Origin of the sequence: Parabacteroides sp. AF17-28 (assembly GCF_003479205.1) — a bacterium.
In the GTDB taxonomy this organism is placed as follows: domain Bacteria; phylum Bacteroidota; class Bacteroidia; order Bacteroidales; family Tannerellaceae; genus Parabacteroides; species Parabacteroides acidifaciens.
In genome coordinates this window covers 1-19,843 of the sequence record NZ_QUGV01000029.1, presented here as the reverse complement: position 1 = coordinate 19,843, position 19,843 = coordinate 1, and the positions used below count along the sequence as shown (strand labels likewise).

Sequence of the window (19,843 nt, the reverse complement as noted above, 5' to 3'; positions counted from 1 at the left end):
AGGATCATTATTTCAGCGCATTGTAAACTAACAACGCATTCTTGTTCACTACCTGGTCGCCCTCTTTCAAACCGGTATTCAGGTAGCAATACTTGTCAGTCTGTTTATAGACATCGACCTCCTGCATGCGGAGGTATCCATCCGGACCAACACATACGACATACTGTTTGCCCCCTTCAAATATCAGGGCATGGGCCGGAATACGGGGCATAAGTTCCCCTTCCACCCGACATTGCACATACACATTCGTAAACATTCCCGGTTTAAGCATATAATCCTTATTATTCAATTTGATACGTACTTTCATTGTTTTGCTCTCATCATCCAATATGTTATAAACCTTATCGATCGTCCCGGTGAACTCCTTATCCTTCCCATAAGCAAGTGTCGTAATACGGACATCCGCACCTTCGTTTACCTTCCGGATATCGCCTTCATACACATCAGCCATCACCCAAACGTTGTCAAGACCGGAAACGGTAAATAACTCTTCTCCCTGATCGGAACGGATCAACATATTCTTGCTGATATTCTTTTCCACCACAAAACCGGAAACGGGAGATACAATATTATAAGTCGAGTTCGCATTGATTTGATAGATATCATAAACTTCCCGAAGCCTTTTCACCTCTGCCTTTGCATTAGCTGCCTCCTGTTCGGCTTGCAGAAGATCGCGTTCGGAAGCGGTTCCGCTATCAAGCATATCGCGCGTCGCCTCGAGGTTGCGGTTTGCCAATGCGAGCTGGTGCTCGGCATCTTTCTGTTGCTTTTCGAAATCAGCCACTTCACTGCTTCGGATAACAGCAAGGACATCGCCTTTGCGGATATAATCGCCAATCTCCACGTTTACCTGTGCAATGGTTCCGCCGAAGATGGGATAGACATGCGCTACCTGGCCAGCATCAAAAGTTACGCGTCCGTTCAATAGCAGTTCGTTGTTTAATGCGGTTTTCCGGACGGTGTCGATCGAGATGACCTGCTGAAGACTGTCCGTCAACATCAGACCGTCAGCCGCTTCTTTCTGTACCGCCGCCTGTTTACCACAAGAGGAGAACAAGGGAAGCAAAAGAATTATTAATAAATTATTCTTATTCATATGTTTTTGAGTTTATTTTATTTATCCGTATCAATCTCCTACAACCGTATTCAAGTCTTCCACAGCTTGCAACACATTCTTCTTTATGTTATACAACTGCAGACAGGTTTCCTTATAAGCCTGATAGTAGTCGATAAATTCCAACAGGCTGATATTACGCTTCTGGAAACCTGTATTCACCCCTTCGATGATACGATTGAAATCCCGTTCCAGCTCATAGTCTGACGAACGGTATAACTGTAAAGCCTTTTCCAGTTTGGTATAGCAGGCAAACAGTTCGTTATCCGCTTGCCGGCGGACTAACTCCGCCCTGCTATTGTTCTGCAACACCGAGAGGCGCGCCGATTTAATATTCCCCTGATTGCGATTGAAAATCGGGACCGATACACTTAGCCCGATTGCGAAATAATTATTACAGAAGTTCCCCGCCCTGTCATACGCACCTTTCAGGCTCACTTCCGGGAATGCAAGTGATTTTTGCAGCCGCACGTCCGCTTCCGACGCCCGTATGCCCGCCTCAGCTAACTTCTGATCCGGACGGACGGAAAGACGGGCGCTCAACTCGGCAAACGGGAGCTTATCCAGGTCGATATGTTCTAATACCGATTCATCGAAAAGCGGTTCCAGAAGCTCACTACTTTTCAATCCTAACAGTAGCCGGAGATCGCCTTGCAAAGTGACCAATTCGTTGGAAAGATCATTCCTCTCCTGTTGCAACGAAAGCAGGAGAGCCTGTACACGCGACTTCTCCAGCAGGGAGACGTTCCCCTTTGCACTCTGCTCCTTATAGACATTGAGCAATGTCGACAGATAACCAATCTCACGGTCGTAGACCGATACAGACTTTTGCGTATAATAAAGATCGATAAACTTAGATTTCAGTTCTCCCCGCAGTGTACGGAGAACTTCTTCAAACTGGTAGACAGCCATTTCCTTATTGATCTTTTCCAGACGGACACGCTTGTTACGCTGACCGGCAATGTAGATCAGCTGCTCGATCTCCACAACAGCTTCTCCTTCACGTCCTACATCAAAATATTTGCCGTTATTACGGTTATAGATATTCTGTTCGAGTGAGATTACGGGGTTATCGAACAGTTTTGCCTGAATGACTTCGGCCTCGGCCATGTCGATGTTGTAGCGCTCGGCTATCAACGAAAGATTACACGTGGTAAAACGCCCGACCGCTTCTTCCAAAGACAATTTAACGGTATTATCCTGCGCCGCAACCGTCCATATACGAAAGAATAATAATATAAATAAAACAGGTTTGCACATTTGCTTTTTCTTTTTTGGCAAATGTACAGACCTGTAGTTTTACCGGCCTGAATATCTGATTAGAAAACTCTTAGGTGAGATTAGAAAATCATTAGATTTATTTATTAATCTCCATCCTGTAAGGAGGCTTCAGACGAAGATGATCAACCTTTAAGAAAGGTATTTCGGGATAAAGGAAGTCGAGGAAACTAAGATCGATCTTTCCGGGAACGACTTCGATACGGACACGGGCAAGTCCTTTTTTCTTAAATCCTAACAGTTCGGCGGCGCCGTCGGAAACATCGATAATACGTCCTTTACGGAAGGGACCGCGATCAGTAACACAGACAATCACCCGCTTCATATTGGAAAGGTTCGTGACACGGAGGTAAGTACCGAAAGGATAGGTCCGGTGGGCAGCCACCAGCTCGTCGTTATCATGGATACTCCCATCGGCCGCCTTACGTCCATGAAAACGCTTGTGGTAATAAGAAGCAAGCCCTTCCTCCTGGCCCCACGCTTCACCGACACTCGTGAGAGCGACCAGCAGAAGAATGATATGTACCAGACGGAAGGGCATGCACGTTATTGTTTGTATTACTTAGCAATAACGCAAAAAGCCTGATTTTATTGTAACAACTCGCCGTTATACTCTCCGGTTAGCGTATTCAGGAATGCCACAATACTCTTGGTATCGTCAGAAGAAATGTTCTTACCGATCTGGAACTGGTGCATGATGCGGATAGCGTCTTCCACTGTGGCAATCGAACCGTCATGCATATACGGAGGCGTAAGCATCACGTTACGCAATGTCGGAGTCTTGAAACGGTGACGATCCTGTTCGTTCTTAGTCACGGCATAGCGTCCGTTGTCTCCATCGGTCAGCCCCGTACCGCGATAATCGAAGTAGTTGTCCTTGATACCCATGTATTCAAACGACTGTCCGCCAAGATTAGCACCGGTATGGCAAGTTGCACATTTGTTTTCCTTGAACAATTCGTAACCGGCAATTTCTTCGGCAGTCAAAGCTGTTTTATCACCCATCAGATATTTGTCGAAACGGCTCGGAGTGAGCAACGTCTTTTCAAATTCGGCAATTGCATCGGTTATAGTCGACTGGTTGAAACCTTCCGGATAGACTTCCAGAAAACGTTTGCTCAACTCTTTATCTTCAGCCAGCTTAGCCGAGATATCGTCGAACGAAAGGCTACCCATTTCCACCGGATTCAGAGGAGGACCGGCAGCCTGTTCTTTCAGGTCGGCAGCACGTCCGTCCCAGAACTGGAGGATATTCAGAGCTGAGTTATAGACCGTCGGAGCATTCACGCCACCAAACTGCCCGTCAATACCTTCGGAATATTGTTTACGGTCCACACCTGCGGTAGCCAATCCGTGACAAGTTGCACAGGAAATCGTATTATCACCCGAAAGGCGTGTGTCGTGATAGAGATCGAAGCCCAACGCCACCTTTGCCGGATCGGTCGGAATCGATACAGGCAGTGGCTGTACTGGTTCGTTAGCAAAATCTTCGGCGACAGTCGGTGTCGAGTAATTCTTTTTACGTACATCTTTAGCCCATGAGAGCAGTACAGCCTTTTCACTGCTGTCAAGCGTAGTACCCCAATGCATCGGCATATGGGAATACTTGGCGGGAGGCATGGAGCCGGAAAGAGCGGCATCCTCCACCTTTGCCAGGTCGGATTCGGAAACGAGTTTGCCATTGTCGAGCGCATCCAGCATAGCCGTCAGATCCAGATAGCGTGTACCCTCCCGCATATCAGCCTTTACCGTCGGGCCGATCAGGGGAAGTTTGCCATAGAAAGGAAGCGGTGCCGTAGCCGAGTGACATTCCATGCATCCGTTCTCCCGAAGAATGGAAGCAACCTGTTTTGCCTGGTTATCCGCATACTTCTTGTATTCGGAAGAACCACACGAAGGCAATACCAGAGCCAGTGCAAGCAGCCCTACAGGTAATGCCGTCCTCTTACTAAGAATAGTGTTAAGCATAAATATTGGTTTATTTAGATTTGTTAAGCACAAAGGTAGCATAGAAAAATCAAGCGCTACTCAGAACCGGGATAAGTTTTATCTATGGGATGATAAATAAAACTTATATACAACCTTCTAATTAAAAAAATACCCTATAGCCTGTCTCGCAAAAGGCTATAGGGTAGAAAGATTATACAGTATCGCGATTATTCGATCGCACTGATCGTAGAAATCATACCGAACTTTTCATTATCATTCAGGCTCCAAAGTATTTCGCCTTTCTCGTTGATCTCGAATACCTGCGGGCTGTTGGCTTCTACGGCATTCTTGTCGTGGCCCTGCCAGTTACAGACATACAGACCGCCATCCTTTGCGGGAAGCAGACCGGCAACAAAGAAGAGACGGGCACCTTTGATATCATTCTCGCCGAAACGACGGGCTACCTGGCCGTTATCGAGATTCACTTCCATCAGAGAATGACCATCGCCACAGGCAACCCAATAGTTACCGTTAGCCAAAGCTAACGTAGTAAAAGGAGTTCCTTCAAGCGTTGTAATCTTCACGACTTCACCAGCCGGAGATATCTCGCGAACCTGTGAAGTAGCGAAAAGAGGCATCAGGTAGTTACCACGTTCGTTCTTGTTCAGCTGGCGGAACTGGGCGTGCGGATGTTCGATACCTGTTTCGTACTCGGTACGCGACAGAATATCGCCTTTCGGGCTTACTTCCATGATAACAGCCGGATGGCCTACCCAACCTAACAAATAGTTGCCGTCGGGCAATACGCGGGCTGTCTGCATCTCGCAAGTATCTGGAGCTGCAATATTCCAGATCTCCTGGTGATTGCGGTCGATTAGCTTTGCTCCTCTGGCATAGGCAAAGAGGATGTTACCATCCGGAGTGGCAACAGCGGAATTACATTCCCATCCTTTTTCAAGAGGATGTTCCCATTCCACCTGCTTGGTGTTCTTATCGATGATCACGATCTTATTCCAGCCGGAGCCGCCTAACAGTAATTTCTCTGTTTTCTTCTCGCAGGAAGTGGCAGTCACCAGCAACAATGCAGAACAGAGATATGTAAATAATTTACGCATGGCTTATTATTTTGACAAATCCTTGAACATTTCAAAGCCTTGTTCCGGCGTCAAACCTTCGTGTACAACAGCATGTACAGCCTGGATCATGGCAGCAGGGTTTTCGCTCTGGAAGACATTACGTCCCATATCGACACCGGCAGCCCCATCGTTAACGGCGTTATAGCAGAGTTCGAGCGCTTCTTTCTCAGGGAGTTTCTTACCGCCGGCAATCACTACGGGAACCGGACAGGAAGCAGCAACCTTTTCAAAACCGTCGCAATAGTAAGTCTTCACGATAGAAGCTCCGTTTTCAGCACATACGCGGGAAGCCAGTGCGAAATAACGGGAGTCGCGTGCCATCTGTTTGCCGACAGCCGTAACGCCCATCACAGGGATACCGTAGCGGTTACCCATATCCACGGCTTCAACCAGGTTGGCAGCCGTGATCGCTTCCTGATCGCCGTCACCGGCTGAGAACATGACTGCCAGGGCGGAAGCATTGCAACGGATTGCATCTTCGATGTCGATCAGGACATTGCGGTTCAGTTCCGTGAGGATCGTAGAACCGGCATCCGAACGCAAGCAGACAGGTTTATTGATATTAGCAGGGATCGAAGTTTGCAGGATACCGCGTGTACACATGATACAGTCGGCATACTGTACGAGGGGAACGATGTTCAGGTCGATACGTTCCAAACCTGAAGTCGGCCCCATAATAAATCCATGGTCGAATGCCAACATGACAGCACGACCTGTTTTCGGGTTGAAGATACGGGAAAGACGGTCTTTCATTCCCCAGGGTAAGTTAGACGCACCTTTTACATGAAAATTATCAAATTGAGAAGTCTGTCCGAAACCATAGTTGTTTGCTTCTCTGAAACCATCCATATCTGGCATAGTGTTATTCCTTTCTTTATTTGTTATACAATTAATAAAATCTGCCGTAGGGGCGGTTCGCGAACCGTCCCTACGAGGAGTGTGTTATAATGCCTGGGCGAATGAAGCAAACATACAGCTCCAGGAAGTAGCACCACTGTCGGCATAACCGATGGAACGTTCACCGTAGTTACGGGCACGACCGAAGTTAGCTTTCATATCGACAGTCGAAGCAGCACCGGCAAGAGCGGCTTTTGCTCCGGCTTCCAGTATTTCCTTGATGTCGTCGGAAGGGCATGCCTGAATAGCATCCACAGCAGGGATCAGTGCGTCCATCATGGTCTTGTCACCTTTCTGAGCTTTTGTCTGTTTCTGCACGTTGGCAAGGCCACCGGCAAACATCGCTTTCACTCCGGCTGCATCCAGTTCCGTCCCGGCAGCATGGTCACTCATACCTAAGAAAAAGGCACCCAGCAGGGTACTGGTAGAGCCGCTCACCTGCAACATGACGTCGAAACCCATATCGTTCAACATGGATTTAAACTCTGTTCCTTTCTGAGCCGTAGCAACAATAGCGGACATAGCCGTTACGATTGCCTGTCCGTGGTCACCGTCACCGATAACGGCGTCCAGTTTAGAGAATTCGTCTTCGCGTTCTTTGATGTTCTTCAAGGCGGTGTCCAGCATCGCCTTGAAGTTCTCGATAGTCAATTGTTTCATATCTCGTTTATTTACCGATTGTTGTCCAGTAAGGTGCATCAGCACGTTTATTCTTCAGATAGTCGATATGGTCTTCGTCGAGGATAGCCATGATCATCTGGAAACCGGCCTGTTCCTGTACGGTCAGGATTTCCTGGATGCGGCTTACGACAACCTGGAAGCCACGGGCTTCCAGTTCCTTGTAGGCTTTACGGAAGATAATGTTCAGTTCCATGTGTGTAGTGGCTCCTACACCGTTGATGATAAGCATCATCTTGTCACCCGCTTTCGGCTGAAGCTGCTGGCAGAGCAGGTCCACCATTTCGGCTGCCGTATCGTCGGCTGATACCAACGGTTTCTGTCCGCCGCCGCCTTCACCATGCTGTCCCATACCAATCTCCATGATACCGGCAGGCAGGTCTGTGATCGTACCGCCATTCTGCGGATGTGTACAAGAGCGCATAGCGACAGCCAGAGTTGCTACATTCTTATTATAACGTTCTGCTATTTCAGCCAGCTCGTCCAGTGATTTGCCTTCTTCGGCGGCAGCACCCAGTATCTTGTACAAAGGCACGCATCCGGCCAGACCACGACGGTCGTCTGTGTTGGCACCGATACCGGCACTGATATCATCGTGAGTCAGCACCTGTTTAACCTTGATACCTACACGTTCTGCTAACTGGCAAGCCATGTTTGCACTCATCACGTCGCCCGAATGGTTCAGGACAACCAGCAAGATACCGGCTTCGCGTTTCATCAGTTGCAAAGCCTGAAACAAACGCTGTGCACCGGGAGCGGCAAACACGTCACCGACTACGGAGCAGTCCAGCATACCTTCGCCAACGAATCCGCTCAATGCAGGTTCATGGCCGGAACCGCCCAAAGTAACGATAGCAACCTTATCTTCACTCTTCGGGTTGGCACGTACTACAATGTTTTCACCTCCCAATTTAACCTGGTCGGGATATGCCAATACATAGCCTTCCAGCAATTCGGGTGTTATCTGTTCAGGATCATTTATGAATTTTGTCTTAATGTCTGACATGGTATTTTCCTCCTATTTAAGTTATTTATATTATTATTTAATCTCCATGATTTCAATAGCAATGCCTTCTTCTTCGATGAAAGCGATCGTAAGATGTTCGTCACATACAGCCGGACCAAAAATGACCTTTTTACCTTTCAGCTCTTCTTCCAAGGAAGGAACAGTGTAAGCGATATGTCCCTGTTTCTGCACCAACTCGGGCAGACAGCTTCCTGCTTCAAATTTCAGGAACTCGATACGGTTCGGGCTCTTGCTGTAGTCCGTCAACCATACGCTCAGGCCTTCGTTAAACATAGCCCCTTCTACTTTTTCTGTCGTTACGATACCGACGTGATTAAATGTTCTCATGACTAATTAATTTTAAGTGTTCGTAATATTTATTATTCGTTGTTTATTCTATTCTTCTAATCTACTCTGCCCTCTTCCATCTCTTATATGAAAGGAAAGCCAGAACGACGACGACTCCCAATGCCATATATAGATAGGCGAATATTCCATTCACATTATCATTCTGCCCGTATGAATGCATCCCGCTCAGGAAATAATTGACACCGAAGAAAGTCATCAGTACAGAGGCAAACGCAACGACGGACGTTAAGTTGAACAACCAGGGGTTATTCCAACGTTTTACCAAGTGAAGATGGGCAACCACGGCATAAACAACCATCGTAATCAGCGCCCAAGTCTCCTTCGGATCCCATCCCCAGTAACGGCCCCATGATTCGTTAGCCCAGACAGCTCCGAGGAACGTTCCGACAGTCATCAAGGCAAGTCCTACCCAAAGCGCCATCTCGTTCACAATACTCAGTTCCGTAATGCGTGCCTTCAGCATCTCCCCGTTCTTCTTTCCCAGGATAGACATCATCACCATATTGGTCAACCCGATCAAGCAACTGATACCGAAGAAACCGTAAGCAGCTACGATAACCGCAACATGAAACATCAACCAGGGAGATTTCAAAACAGGAACAAGCGGATTGATCTCCGGATCCATCCAATTCAAACTGGACACAAAAAGAATGATACCACCAAACAGGGTAGCCAACGCAAAGGTGATCGTACTGCGCCGCACGAACAACAGACCGGCCAGGACAGTCGCCCATCCGACATAGACCATCGTCTCGTATGAATTGCTCCAAGGAGCATAGCCTCCGATATACCAACGCATGCCCATACCGAACATATGGTAATGAAATACGACTAACACACCAATACCTAATAGCCAGGCAGTCATCTTCATCCAACGGCTCTGACGGAACAGCATACCAAAAGAGAGGACCAGCAACAGCCCACCCAGGATCAGATAGCCGATCTTGCAATAGCGGAAGACATCCATCTTATTGTATTTCAACTCTGCCTCCATCCGTTTAGGACTGATATCGAGTGTTTTGTTCTTTGCCTGCTGATACGTGCTGATCATCCCTATCACTTCATCGGCTTTCGCCCAGTCGCCGCTCTTCAACGCCTCCTGCACTTCGCCTAAATACCATTCGAGGATGCGGGATACAAACATGGAGTCCTTACCGGCAAAGGCCGAAAGGTCATCCCCCGGCGCATACCATTTATGATTCGGATCGTTCTCCTTCGGGAAGAGGTTCAACATCTGGTGGTTCATCAACTGATGGACGATGTTCATCTGTTCGTCCAGTTTCATCAAATCCTTATCGAAACGGGTACGCTGGGCAGGCATTTTATTATAAGCCTCTTCCAACTTATCCTGTAACTTATAATTACCGTTACTGTCGAAAACCTGGATATAAGCACATTCGCCGTCCGTCAGATCATAGTAGTTTGCCAGCTCCGGATTGGACAGGGCGATAAAAGGAACCCGCATCCACATATCCGGCATGGCCAGAAGGCTCAACAGGAACTGGTCGGAATTCAGTTTGCCGATCTTATCCGATTTATGGAGTTTACGAAGCACTTCGGAAGAGAACGTATTGACCGGCATCATACGCCCGTTAGCCGACTGGATCGGCAAAGTGCCGAACAGTTCGGCATGGGCAGAGCTCACCTGGTATTTCTGTACGGCATCCAGCATGGGAGAAGCATCACCTTTTGCTTCCGCCTGCATGGAGAAAGCCAGTAAGGCAAGCAACACAACCGCTACATCCGTCGCCCGGCGCAGTTCTTTCAACCGGCGGCTCTGACGCATAAAACGGGAATCTTTACCTACCAGGCTGAGAATCAAACCAACCAATAATATCAAGTAACCGGTATAAGTTATATTCCGTCCGGCCACATCACGGTTGACGGAAAGGATGGTTCCGTGTTCGTCCTGGTCATAGGAAGCCTGGAAGAAGCGGTAACCTTTTACATCCAAAATATTATTCATATAAATCCGTTCTTCACGATCCTGTCCGTCCACATGAACAATTACTTCGCTCTCGTAAGACGAAGGGCTGGCGGAACCGGGATAACGGGTTAAGGTGAATTTCTTCAGTTCAACGGAAAAAGGCAGGGTATGATAGGTTGTGTTATCGGAAGTACGGACAGCAATCCGGTTGCTTGTCTCCCCTTCACGCAAATGCAGGATGCCTTCCTCACCGAAAAGGAAAGAGGTGAGAGCTCCTAATAGGATGATGATAAAAGCGAAATGGGTCAGTATCAGTCCCCATTTGCCACGTTTCAGGTATTGGTGTTTGACGACTGCCGCCAGGAAATTGACAACTAAAAGAAATTGGAGAAGGAAGAATAGAGGGGAATAATAAACCATTGCTTTGGCTGCAGCTGTACCGTGATACTTTTCAATGAAAGTGGCAACGGCCAGGCCAAAGGCATAAATCAGTAACAGGACAATCGTCGTTACAAAAGAGGAGAAAAATCTTTCGAGACTTGTTTTCATTTACATTATAATTAGAGTTCACAGATGCAGCAAATGTACGCAGATTAATCGTGCAATGAAATAATCCGTGGCAATCCGCCACATCTGTGTGCTCTATTAGTTGATAGATGTCATTTATACATCTTAATTATCAATCTTCAATGATCATACGGAAGCCGACATTAAACACGCGCTGATACGGGTAATAAGCCTTACGGGTATAAGATGCGGCATATTTCGGACGGTCAATATAGGAACCGCCGCGTGCCACCTTATATTCAGATGTCTCTTTCGTCTTTTCATTATACGGATAAGATACATAATCCGAACGGGTCCATTCGGCTACGTTCCCGTGCATGCTATACAGACCGAACGGATTGGCTTCATATGCCTTACCGCCTACCTGGACAAGATTACCGTCATCCACACTCTCTTCTTTCGGAAGGAAGGTGTAGTATTTGTACCACGGATTGGTCTTTGCCATCGGCTGCGGGTCTATACCGGAAACGGCAAGCAACAGCGTTGTCTTGTCGGCCAAGTTGTCTTTCTTACCGAAGTCGGTGTGCATATCGCCATACCAGAAGTCCTGATCGCTACCGGCGCGGCAAGCCCACTCCCACTGCGCTTCTGTCGGAAGCGTAATGTTGAGACCGGTCTTTTCGCTCAGTTTCTTGCAATACTCCATGGCATCGTTGTAGCTGACACGGATAACCGGCTGTTCCGGTTTGTTAGCCGGATAACCCTGGTTCACGTGGTCTTTCCACTGCTGGTCTACGAAACGGCTGTCGTGATCCGGGAAGACTACGTTGAACTGTTCGTTGGTTGTTTCCAGTTCCGCCATCCAGAAGCCTTTATCGATTTTCACCTTTGCTGTCGGATAAGTATCCGGTTCACCACGATAGCTACCCATCACAAATTCACCGGCAGGAACACGTACGAAGTTGATCTTCACGCCCGGAGCGATTTCCACCGTTTTACGGGTTTCTGTTTCCTTTGCCAGCATTTCCTTGATACGGTCTGCACCGAAAGGCCAGCCCTTCACTTTCACCTGCTTTTCCTTGACAGGAGCAGCTTTTTCCGGCATTTCCGGAGTGATCGGGCCTTGTTTCTTCAGATAGTCGGCATAGTCGGCGATTTCTTTCTTCCAGTCCACACCGGCACCATTTGCATACTTGTCGGTCAAATCCTTACGGCGTTTGATCTGGTCGAATCCCTTGTAAGGAAGCATATCCAGGACGTTTGCGTTGAAATAGCCCTTGTCCGGAGCATTATAGTCGATCCAGTTATAAAGCGTCTTCCATTCCTTATCCGTCAGTTTCACGTTATGATGACCTTTCTTCAACAGGCGGACCAGTTCACTGGTGTTCGGATGATATTCGTACGGCTGCAGGACAACCATATCGCCTTCACCACCTTGGCGATGTACATAAGGATGCAAGTTCAGATAAGACGTACCGTAACCTAACTCGTCTTTCACGCCACCACGCAGGTCGAATGCTTTACCATTGCCATTGTGACAAGCGATACATGCACGGTCAAGAATCGGCTGAACTTCCAGGTCGAACGTAAAGGAACGCGTACCGCCTTCCGGCAAAGTCAAAACCGACGGAGCCTTCTGCGATGCGATCACACGCTTCGGAATAGGAATCTGATTCTGGTCTTCGTGGCAACCGATACAGGAAACCACTTCACCCGGCTGGCCTGTCACCCAGCTACGCATCCACTGGATAGCAACGCCATCCTTATCCAACGGCTGGATAGAAATAGGAGTATTGGCCGGAGCTTTGAAGATCACGGAACCGTCTTCTTCGACAGGAACCGTACCCAACATACGCTTAATATCCCAACCGGACTGAATACCATGCCAGTTATGATCGGAGCGAGTTTTCACATACGCATATTCGTAAGCATGCAGGCGGAGAGACTTAACCGTACCGCGAGGAATGCCTCTCAAGCCTTCACCTTCATAGATATCCTGGATAAAGAAAGTTGCTTCCTTTTCATTCAGCTTCACACGGTCAGGAATAGACGGAGGAGTCTTGGTGTTGCGCACCAGGATCGGGCTGATATATCCTTCACCTTCGGCCTGCATCAAGCAAGTCACGTTGTCGTAAATGTCCACCAGATAAAGTCCCCACAGTGCATGCGGGTCCAACTTGGCTGCTACCAGGAAATATTTGTCGTTCAGCGGAGTCGGTTTGATAAACTGCGGCCATACGCCGTTTACCAACTGGTCTTTGATTTCTTCTTTGACCGGACGGTTACGGTGAGGAATTTCCTGTACCATACCGAGTGTGCTCTTACGTCCTTTTGTCGGATCGAAGATAATCATACGACCTGAACGGGCTACGCCGTGGTGGCCGGAGATGATGCCGACAAAGGCAGAACCATGACCGGGCAAAGGCTGCACGTCGAACGTACTGTTCGGGAACATCGCGCCGCTGCCATAGAGAGCCTTGTTCTCCGTTCCGTCCGGGTTCATGTGCATGACAATACGGGAATAATAGTGAGTCAGGTCGGTATATTCCCAACGGGTGTACATCACGCGTCCGTTGTTCATGATGACCGGATTCCAGTTGGCATCCTGGTCGAACGTCAGACGGCGCATGCTCTTATCCTTCGGATTATACAGCACCATATTACCTACTGCATCGGAACCGTTCACACAAGGAACACCCTGGTAACCGATATTGGAGATCGCAATCACACGGCCGTCAGGCAGGTAAGTTCCATCATAGAACTCCAAGTCCGGTTCGTCATTTTCCACCAATGGCTTGAAGCCGGTTCCATCCAACTTCACTTCGTAGATGTTCCAACGCTTGTCGTCCTGTGTCTGTGTGAACATCACACGGTCACCGTCCCAGTGCAACTTCAGGTCGGCAATGGAAGAACCGTTCGTCGGCTTGTAGACCTGACGCATCTGTACGTCGCCGCGCAGATTGGAGAGTTCGACAATTTCAGCATCGAAACCTTCACGACCGGCCGATTCCTGGTTACTCCAGTTATTAGCCTGCGTTCCTAATGAAGGAGTCATGATCTGATGTGCCTTGGCCCCTACTTTAAAGCGGGCGGCCACAATCTTATCGGCATCCAGCAACGGGTTGGCCAACAAGATGGCACGTTTACATTCCAGCGCTTTCTTAGCATCGGCTATCGTCTGCGCGTCATCATTATAAATACCTTTGAAACCTTTCTTTTCGAGCTGTACCAATTCGTTCAGCATCGGTTCGTATTTGGCAGCGTCATAACCCTTTTGCTTTTTCATATCGCCAAAGGCCAGCTTGACAGCTTCCACGTTCAACCATTCCAGTTCGTTCTGCAGGTTATAGACTTCCTGTACTTTTTCGACCAATGCAAGATACTGGTGTATCTGTGTATAGAGGTCTTTCTCACCGGCAATCTGTTTCGCGACATTGGTAAAATAAGCGCCGTCTTTCAACCGGGCGATTGCATTCTCCGCAGCCTGTTTCTCGACAGAAGCATCCGGAGTAATCAGCCAGGTATCCAAGCCGTCCAATACAGCGCCTAACATACCGATTTCCTTCGGGTATTTGGCATTCAACTCTTCTGCCACGAAAGCCGGAACAGTGTTCAACGCCTGGAAGAAGACGCTTCCGCCGCTCGATGTATCATCGATACCGACTTCAGCTTCAAAACGGACATATTCACCATTGATCGGATAGACCAATGTGCCGTTTGCATGACAGAAGACGCCGTGTTTATATTCTTTTCCGGCAATGAAAATCTCATGATCGTAAGCATTTGTGTTCATCTTAGGCGCCGCCCAACCGGCAACACCATATTCATAAGGAACTTCGTCCAACCATACGGCTGTACCATCGGCTTTTATCAGACGGGCGTTTGCCCATACAGCCTGGTCGTAATCCGTACCGTCGGGACCTCCGGCAGTCACAAGCACCAGCTTATCCAGTCCTTTCAAATCTACCACGAAAGGTTCGGCTTTCGCCTTATGTTTCATCCAGGTAGAGATGATCGGCATTCCGGATTTCTTCAGCTTTGCCTGCAATTCCGTCTTAGCTTTGACTGAAGCATCAATCCACGTTTCCGCCTTCTTCTGCTTGGGTCCTGCGGATACCAGGGCAGAAGAGGACAGAAAGAGTGATACTAATAAATAGTATTTGTTCATGTAATAAATTATAAGGTGGTATTACTTATATTATAACGAAGCTTTCGGATGAGTGAAGCACAAGCCGTCGTTATCGTGATAGCATGCCCATTCATCAACAATAGCACCTTCAGGACCAGCCATCATAAAGTGGAATGTTTCCAGTTTTTTCAGGCGAAGAACATCACCGACATTCTGAACCACGAAGTTCTTGCTCTTGATAGCGCCGTGAGTGGCAGGAATAGCCGGAGCGTTAGGCGTTTCGTCTCCTATTTCAGAGAAGTTATACACCCATCCTTTTTCTACCATCCAAGACTCGTGTTTAGCCGGGAATTTAGTTTTCACATGAGCGTGCTCGGGGATCATCTGTCCCGGAAGCAGATAGATTGCATGAGCAAAGTAACCATAGTCTGCGTCGTTCACCCAGAAGATACCGCCCATACCTACGTTTTCAAAATCACCCAGACCGAAATCTGTTACCCACATGTCTTTAGCCATCAACTCGGTGTAAGGAACACCGTAGAAAGCAAACATGTCTTTCATTGCCTCTGTGGCAACATCCTGTTGGAACTTGCCGTCTTTGTAAAAGTCGGCGTTTGTGTACTTCTTTGAATACTTCATTTCTTTCTTATTTTTACAGTTAGCATTGTTTCCACATTCATTCTCACAATCACTTCCGCACTGTTCGGTGCATTGCCCTTTACCCGCTGCTGCGCAACAAGTAGCTTCGCCAGTAGATGTTTTGCCGGTACATGCTGCCATAGAAAGCAAGAGTGCTCCCATAGCCGTTAATTTCATCAGATTCTTTTTCATTTCTTTCTTTTGTTTATTTAGTTAGTAATATTCGTTCTTTCCTCCTTAGGTAATTTTAGTTTCATGCCGACGAAACTTTTGTTTCATGCCGACGAAACTTTTGTTTCATGCCCATGAAACTTTTGTTCCATGCCCATGAAACTTTTGTTCCATGCCTATGAAACTCCTATTCGATGGCGATCCCTTCTATCTCGATCAGTAACTCATCCCGGCAAACATCCGCCCACATATAGGAAATCGGTATATCCAACCGATAGCCTTCCAACAATTCGCGTGCTTCTTCGTAGAAAGATTTTTCTTTCAGGTAGACGCGCAACATCTTCAACTTAGCATTTCCGATCAACTGGTCGATATTCTCCATTGTGATATGGAGCTGTCGTCCGAGGCCCACTCCCACCAAGCTTTCTTCTCCCCGGATAGCAGCCGTGCCGGAAATATAAACGATCCGCCTGCCATCGAAGGTCATGCTTTTGGCGCGTTCGAACTTCGGAGTCGCCTTCTTCTGCTGGGCAGCTTCCAGGACCTGGTCCGAATAAGCGTGTGCAGCGACCTGCAACTTATTGTCGATCGGTGTGGCATAACATTCGGGACGGGCAAAAACAGCCGCATCCAGATCTACCAGGATTCCGCCCAGATTAGCCCCGATACCGGTTGCAGCCGGATAGCCATTATTCCAGTCTGTCTTCCCGTAAAAATCGGCACGGGCGTTATTAAACATCTGGTAATGTTGGTCCGGGCCGTCGAAACGCGTAATCTGCTCGATGTAGTTCCATTGGCGGATGATGCTGTTTATCAGGAAACCTTCCCGGCGCATTACTTCGCCTATCATATGGAATACTTCCGTCGACTGCTGCTGGATACCGAAATTGATCACGTCTCCGTGGAAACCTCCGGCAAAGAGGAAACGTCCGTCTGCATTCTCCAATACGACATACGGGAAACCGCCGTAATGACGGAATGTGACATGATCGCCTTCGCCAGTCTTGTAGCTGTGAACTTCCAGGATCAATCCGGCATTCAGAGGCGGCTGGGAGACATAGCTCAGCACCGGCTCGTGATTACCGTAGAACTTGCGGATCTTCTCGCGCAGTATGATACGGCGCGAGACATATTGCTCGTTGTCGGACGGCATGCCGAAGAAGGCCAGGCGGAGAATCTGTTCGTCCTGCGGCAATTGCGCCAACAAAGCGTCGACCATTTCACTGAAGGCAGCGACCCCGGTTGTATAAATGTTATAATGTATTTTATCGCAGTAGTTCATAAAGAGTTTACGTATTCGGTTAGTGCTTCGATGTCTTTCTCTGATACTTTCTTCTCGATACCGTGTTTATAGACGCTGAACACCTCTTTCATCGTGGCAGCCCGTCCGTTAAACAGATAAGGAGCCGTGCGCCATACCTCACGCAAGGTCGGGGTGTCCCATCCTTTCTCGAACTCTATGTCTTCACCGATACGGTGCATTTTCATGTCTGTGTAGTAAACGCCGCTGTGGCATTCGCCGCATTTCAACTTCTCGAAGACCTTCTGACCTTCTTTTGCCAGTTCGGACAGTTCGCCGTTGACCAGATAAGGGCTGGCGACGGGACGAAGCGCTTTCAGGTAAGCATCCACACAAAGGGCGTCTTCTTCGGTAATATCAAAAAACTGGATAAAGTTGTATCCTGCACGAACAGCCACTTCCGCCGATGCGCGGATTCCTGAAATCATATTGGGAGGCGTCACATGGCTAAAGAGCAGGCTCTTGCAGTTCTTGGAGTTGCCGACACCGTCGTTCATCAAGTCCCAGTTCATGCCGTCCGTGCGGGCATCACCCGGATGACAGCCGTTGCAGCTTTGCCAGTTCTGGAAGCAGTGGGAGGCGTCGTTGAAGTAGCGTTCTCCTTTGTTTTCATCGCTTTCTTCGCGGCCAGGATTCAGCTCGGTCGCCTTTACCTCGTTGGTCTGGATATCCATGATGTTCAATACGTCGGCAAAATAGGTCGGGATGATCAGTTTGTCGTCGACTAAAAGCATATTGCGGGGACCGTTTCCTTGTAACTGGATACGTTCGCGCAAGCCATAGAGGAATGTCAGGTCATAATCAAGCACCGCCTTGTTCGGATAGTTCAGGAACTTGTCGAGCATGGCTTTATGGTCGATCACGCTGACTTCATGTGTACCGGAATGTGAGATAAAGACTGATTCGTCATTACAGGCGATGCTCCAGATACCGGCTGCGCCCCGTTCCGGTTCGTCAACCACAACGGCACCTAAGAATTCCTGCTTGTCCACGTCGATCACGCTGAAAGCGCTGGTGTTCATCCAGCCCTGCTGTAACTGTGAAGTCGGAACCGTGAAGCGTCCCAGGTTGTGCGAGACGTAAATATATTTGCCGTCGGGAGTGATGCAGATGCCCCGAAGTGCGTTGCTGCCGTTGGCCAGCTGAATGTCTTTCACCTTTGTGAAGCCGTCCATCTCGATAACCGAGACGCAGGCGGCCACGTAATCGAGGTCAGCCCGCTGGGCCGGCAAGAAGTTGGTGACAAACATATATTTGCCATCCTTGCTGAACACAGCCGATTTCGGTTCGCGCAGCACTTTCACGGTGCGTACCACCTTGCGCGATGCCGGATCGATCTCGGAGACTGTATTCTGGAACTGGTTACATACATATATATGTTTCCTGTCAGGACCGAACATCGGATGGCAAGCTCCCGAACCGGTCGGAATGGAAGCCTCTATCCTGCCCGACTCCAACAACAGCACCTGCAAATGGCCTGTCGTTCCGAAAGTAGTCACATACGCTTTATCTCCATCCATCAGGATGCCGGTAGGCGCTTCATCCATCGGGAAAGAGCGCAGTAATGCCGTACCGTCAGGCGAAAAGACATCCACTCGCTTTACTCCTTTATCTGTCATCAACAACTCACCTTTCCCGTTCACGGCAATGTCCGTCGGAAAGAACGGTGGGTTGCCTGCTGAAGCAATGGAGATGCAACAGCAGGCAAAACAAGCCACCAATGAGTTTTTTAGCATGTATTTTCGTGTGTTCATGGTAAGATTATTATGTATTATATTTTTCTTGCTTTACTGTATCCTAATTCAAGAGAGATAGCCTGTGCCACATTCTTTATGCAGTCTACGGATGTCCGTACCACCTCTTTCGACAAGCGGTCCTTCGGGCCTGAAATCCAGATGGCCCCGCAAGGATAACCCGTGAAATTAAAGATAGGAGCACCGATGCAAATCACACCGTTCAGTTCTTCCTCGTTGTCCATGGCATAGCCCAATTTCCGGACTTTCTCCAATTCCTCTAAATAAGCATCGCGTGTAGTAATCGTCCGGGCGTTGTAGCGTGTAAATTCCATGTATGACAAATAACGGTCCCGGACAGTATTCGGCAAATAAGCCATTATAGCTTTTCCCGGAGCCGAACAATGCAAATCGAAAGATTTTCCCGGAGACAGGATGAAGCGGAACGTATGATGTCCCTGCGCCTGCTCGATGAAAATGCCTTTCTTATCCCCTAACACGCCGAAGCATGCTGTCTCTTTCACCTGGTCGCGCAAGTCACGCAGACGCGGTAAAACAGTTTCCAGCAGATTGTGTTCGTTTAGCGATCTGAATCCCAAAGTTAGTAATTTGCGGGACAACTTGTATCGTTTTGTATCCTCATTATATATCAAATAATCCAAGCGTACAAGCGTATTCAGAATACGATAGGCCGTAGTCTGGGAAATGTCGAGATCAGACTTGATTTCCTGAAGCGTGCCGCCTTGCGTGTGAAGCGACAGATACTCCAGTACGGCAATCCCTTTTTCGAGATTGGGCACCTTGTAGTTCTCTTCCGGTTTTTCCATATTTGGAATACTGCTTTTCATATTTGAAATATTGTTTCAGATTTGAATCAAATATAAAAGAGTGCGGAGAAATGAAGGCAGGATGTATGCAAAAATTAGTTAAGTATGTCGTAAAGCACATTATTCAATGAGATTGTGTTAAAACATCCCTGTCCCCGCGCTTGACGCCATAGCCGTCAAGCAAATCGAAGTAAGTGTTGTAA

Annotated in this window: 15 protein-coding genes; all 15 read right to left on the bottom strand. The window is 48.2% G+C overall.

The annotated features are described in order from the left end of the window. Positions 1-7: 7 nt before the first annotated feature. Complete coding sequence (locus DWW90_RS17335) at positions 8-1,096, bottom strand: efflux RND transporter periplasmic adaptor subunit (protein ID WP_122345881.1); 1,089 nt, start codon at positions 1,094-1,096, stop codon at positions 8-10. Positions 1,097-1,126: 30 nt separating this feature from the next. Beyond that, on the bottom strand, positions 1,127-2,374 hold the full coding sequence (locus DWW90_RS17330; protein ID WP_122345880.1) for a TolC family protein: 1,248 nt from the start codon (positions 2,372-2,374) through the stop codon (positions 1,127-1,129). A 97-nt stretch (positions 2,375-2,471) separates the two neighbouring features. Further along, entirely contained in the window at positions 2,472-2,933 is a 462-nt protein-coding gene (locus DWW90_RS17325; RefSeq protein WP_122345879.1) for a septal ring lytic transglycosylase RlpA family protein, read from the bottom strand. 47 nt (positions 2,934-2,980) lie between these two features. After that, entirely contained in the window at positions 2,981-4,360 is a 1,380-nt protein-coding gene (locus tag DWW90_RS17320; RefSeq protein ID WP_122345878.1) for a cytochrome c peroxidase, read from the bottom strand. Positions 4,361-4,548: 188 nt separating this feature from the next. Then, complete coding sequence (locus DWW90_RS17315) at positions 4,549-5,436, bottom strand: hypothetical protein (protein WP_122345877.1); 888 nt, start codon at positions 5,434-5,436, stop codon at positions 4,549-4,551. A gap of 6 nt (positions 5,437-5,442) precedes the next feature. Beyond that, positions 5,443-6,315 carry a 3-hydroxy-5-phosphonooxypentane-2,4-dione thiolase gene (gene lsrF / locus DWW90_RS17310; protein ID WP_122345876.1) on the bottom strand — a complete coding sequence of 291 codons (873 nt, stop codon included), beginning with the start codon at positions 6,313-6,315 and terminating at the stop codon, positions 5,443-5,445. Between the two features lie 84 nt (positions 6,316-6,399). Then, positions 6,400-7,014 (bottom strand): DAK2 domain-containing protein, encoded by a 615-nt coding sequence (locus DWW90_RS17305; protein WP_122345875.1) that lies wholly within the window; start codon positions 7,012-7,014, stop codon positions 6,400-6,402. 7 nt (positions 7,015-7,021) lie between these two features. Then, positions 7,022-8,038 (bottom strand): dihydroxyacetone kinase subunit DhaK, encoded by a 1,017-nt coding sequence (locus DWW90_RS17300; RefSeq protein WP_122345874.1) that lies wholly within the window; start codon positions 8,036-8,038, stop codon positions 7,022-7,024. A gap of 33 nt (positions 8,039-8,071) precedes the next feature. Then, positions 8,072-8,386, bottom strand: coding sequence for a hypothetical protein (locus tag DWW90_RS17295; protein WP_115498828.1), 315 nt, complete (start codon positions 8,384-8,386; stop codon positions 8,072-8,074). 61 nt (positions 8,387-8,447) lie between these two features. After that, a complete protein-coding gene (gene ccsA, locus DWW90_RS17290) occupies positions 8,448-10,883 on the bottom strand; it encodes a cytochrome c biogenesis protein CcsA (protein WP_122345873.1) in 2,436 nt (811 codons plus the stop codon). A 130-nt stretch (positions 10,884-11,013) separates the two neighbouring features. Continuing rightward, positions 11,014-15,009 carry an SUMF1/EgtB/PvdO family nonheme iron enzyme gene (locus DWW90_RS17285; RefSeq protein WP_122345872.1) on the bottom strand — a complete coding sequence of 1,332 codons (3,996 nt, stop codon included), beginning with the start codon at positions 15,007-15,009 and terminating at the stop codon, positions 11,014-11,016. A gap of 30 nt (positions 15,010-15,039) precedes the next feature. Next, on the bottom strand, positions 15,040-15,801 hold the full coding sequence (locus tag DWW90_RS17280) for a hypothetical protein (protein ID WP_122345871.1): 762 nt from the start codon (positions 15,799-15,801) through the stop codon (positions 15,040-15,042). A gap of 166 nt (positions 15,802-15,967) precedes the next feature. After that, positions 15,968-17,062, bottom strand: coding sequence for an endoribonuclease L-PSP (locus DWW90_RS17275; RefSeq protein ID WP_122345870.1), 1,095 nt, complete (start codon positions 17,060-17,062; stop codon positions 15,968-15,970). Beyond that, positions 17,059-18,834: a YncE family protein gene (locus tag DWW90_RS17270; RefSeq protein ID WP_122345869.1), complete on the bottom strand. Its 1,776-nt coding sequence runs from the start codon at positions 18,832-18,834 to the stop codon at positions 17,059-17,061. Before DWW90_RS17270 ends, DWW90_RS17275 begins: the two co-directional genes overlap by 4 nt. Positions 18,835-18,851: 17 nt before the next feature. Further along, positions 18,852-19,661, bottom strand: coding sequence for an IclR family transcriptional regulator (locus DWW90_RS17265; protein WP_115498834.1), 810 nt, complete (start codon positions 19,659-19,661; stop codon positions 18,852-18,854). Between the last annotated feature and the right edge of the window lie 182 nt (positions 19,662-19,843).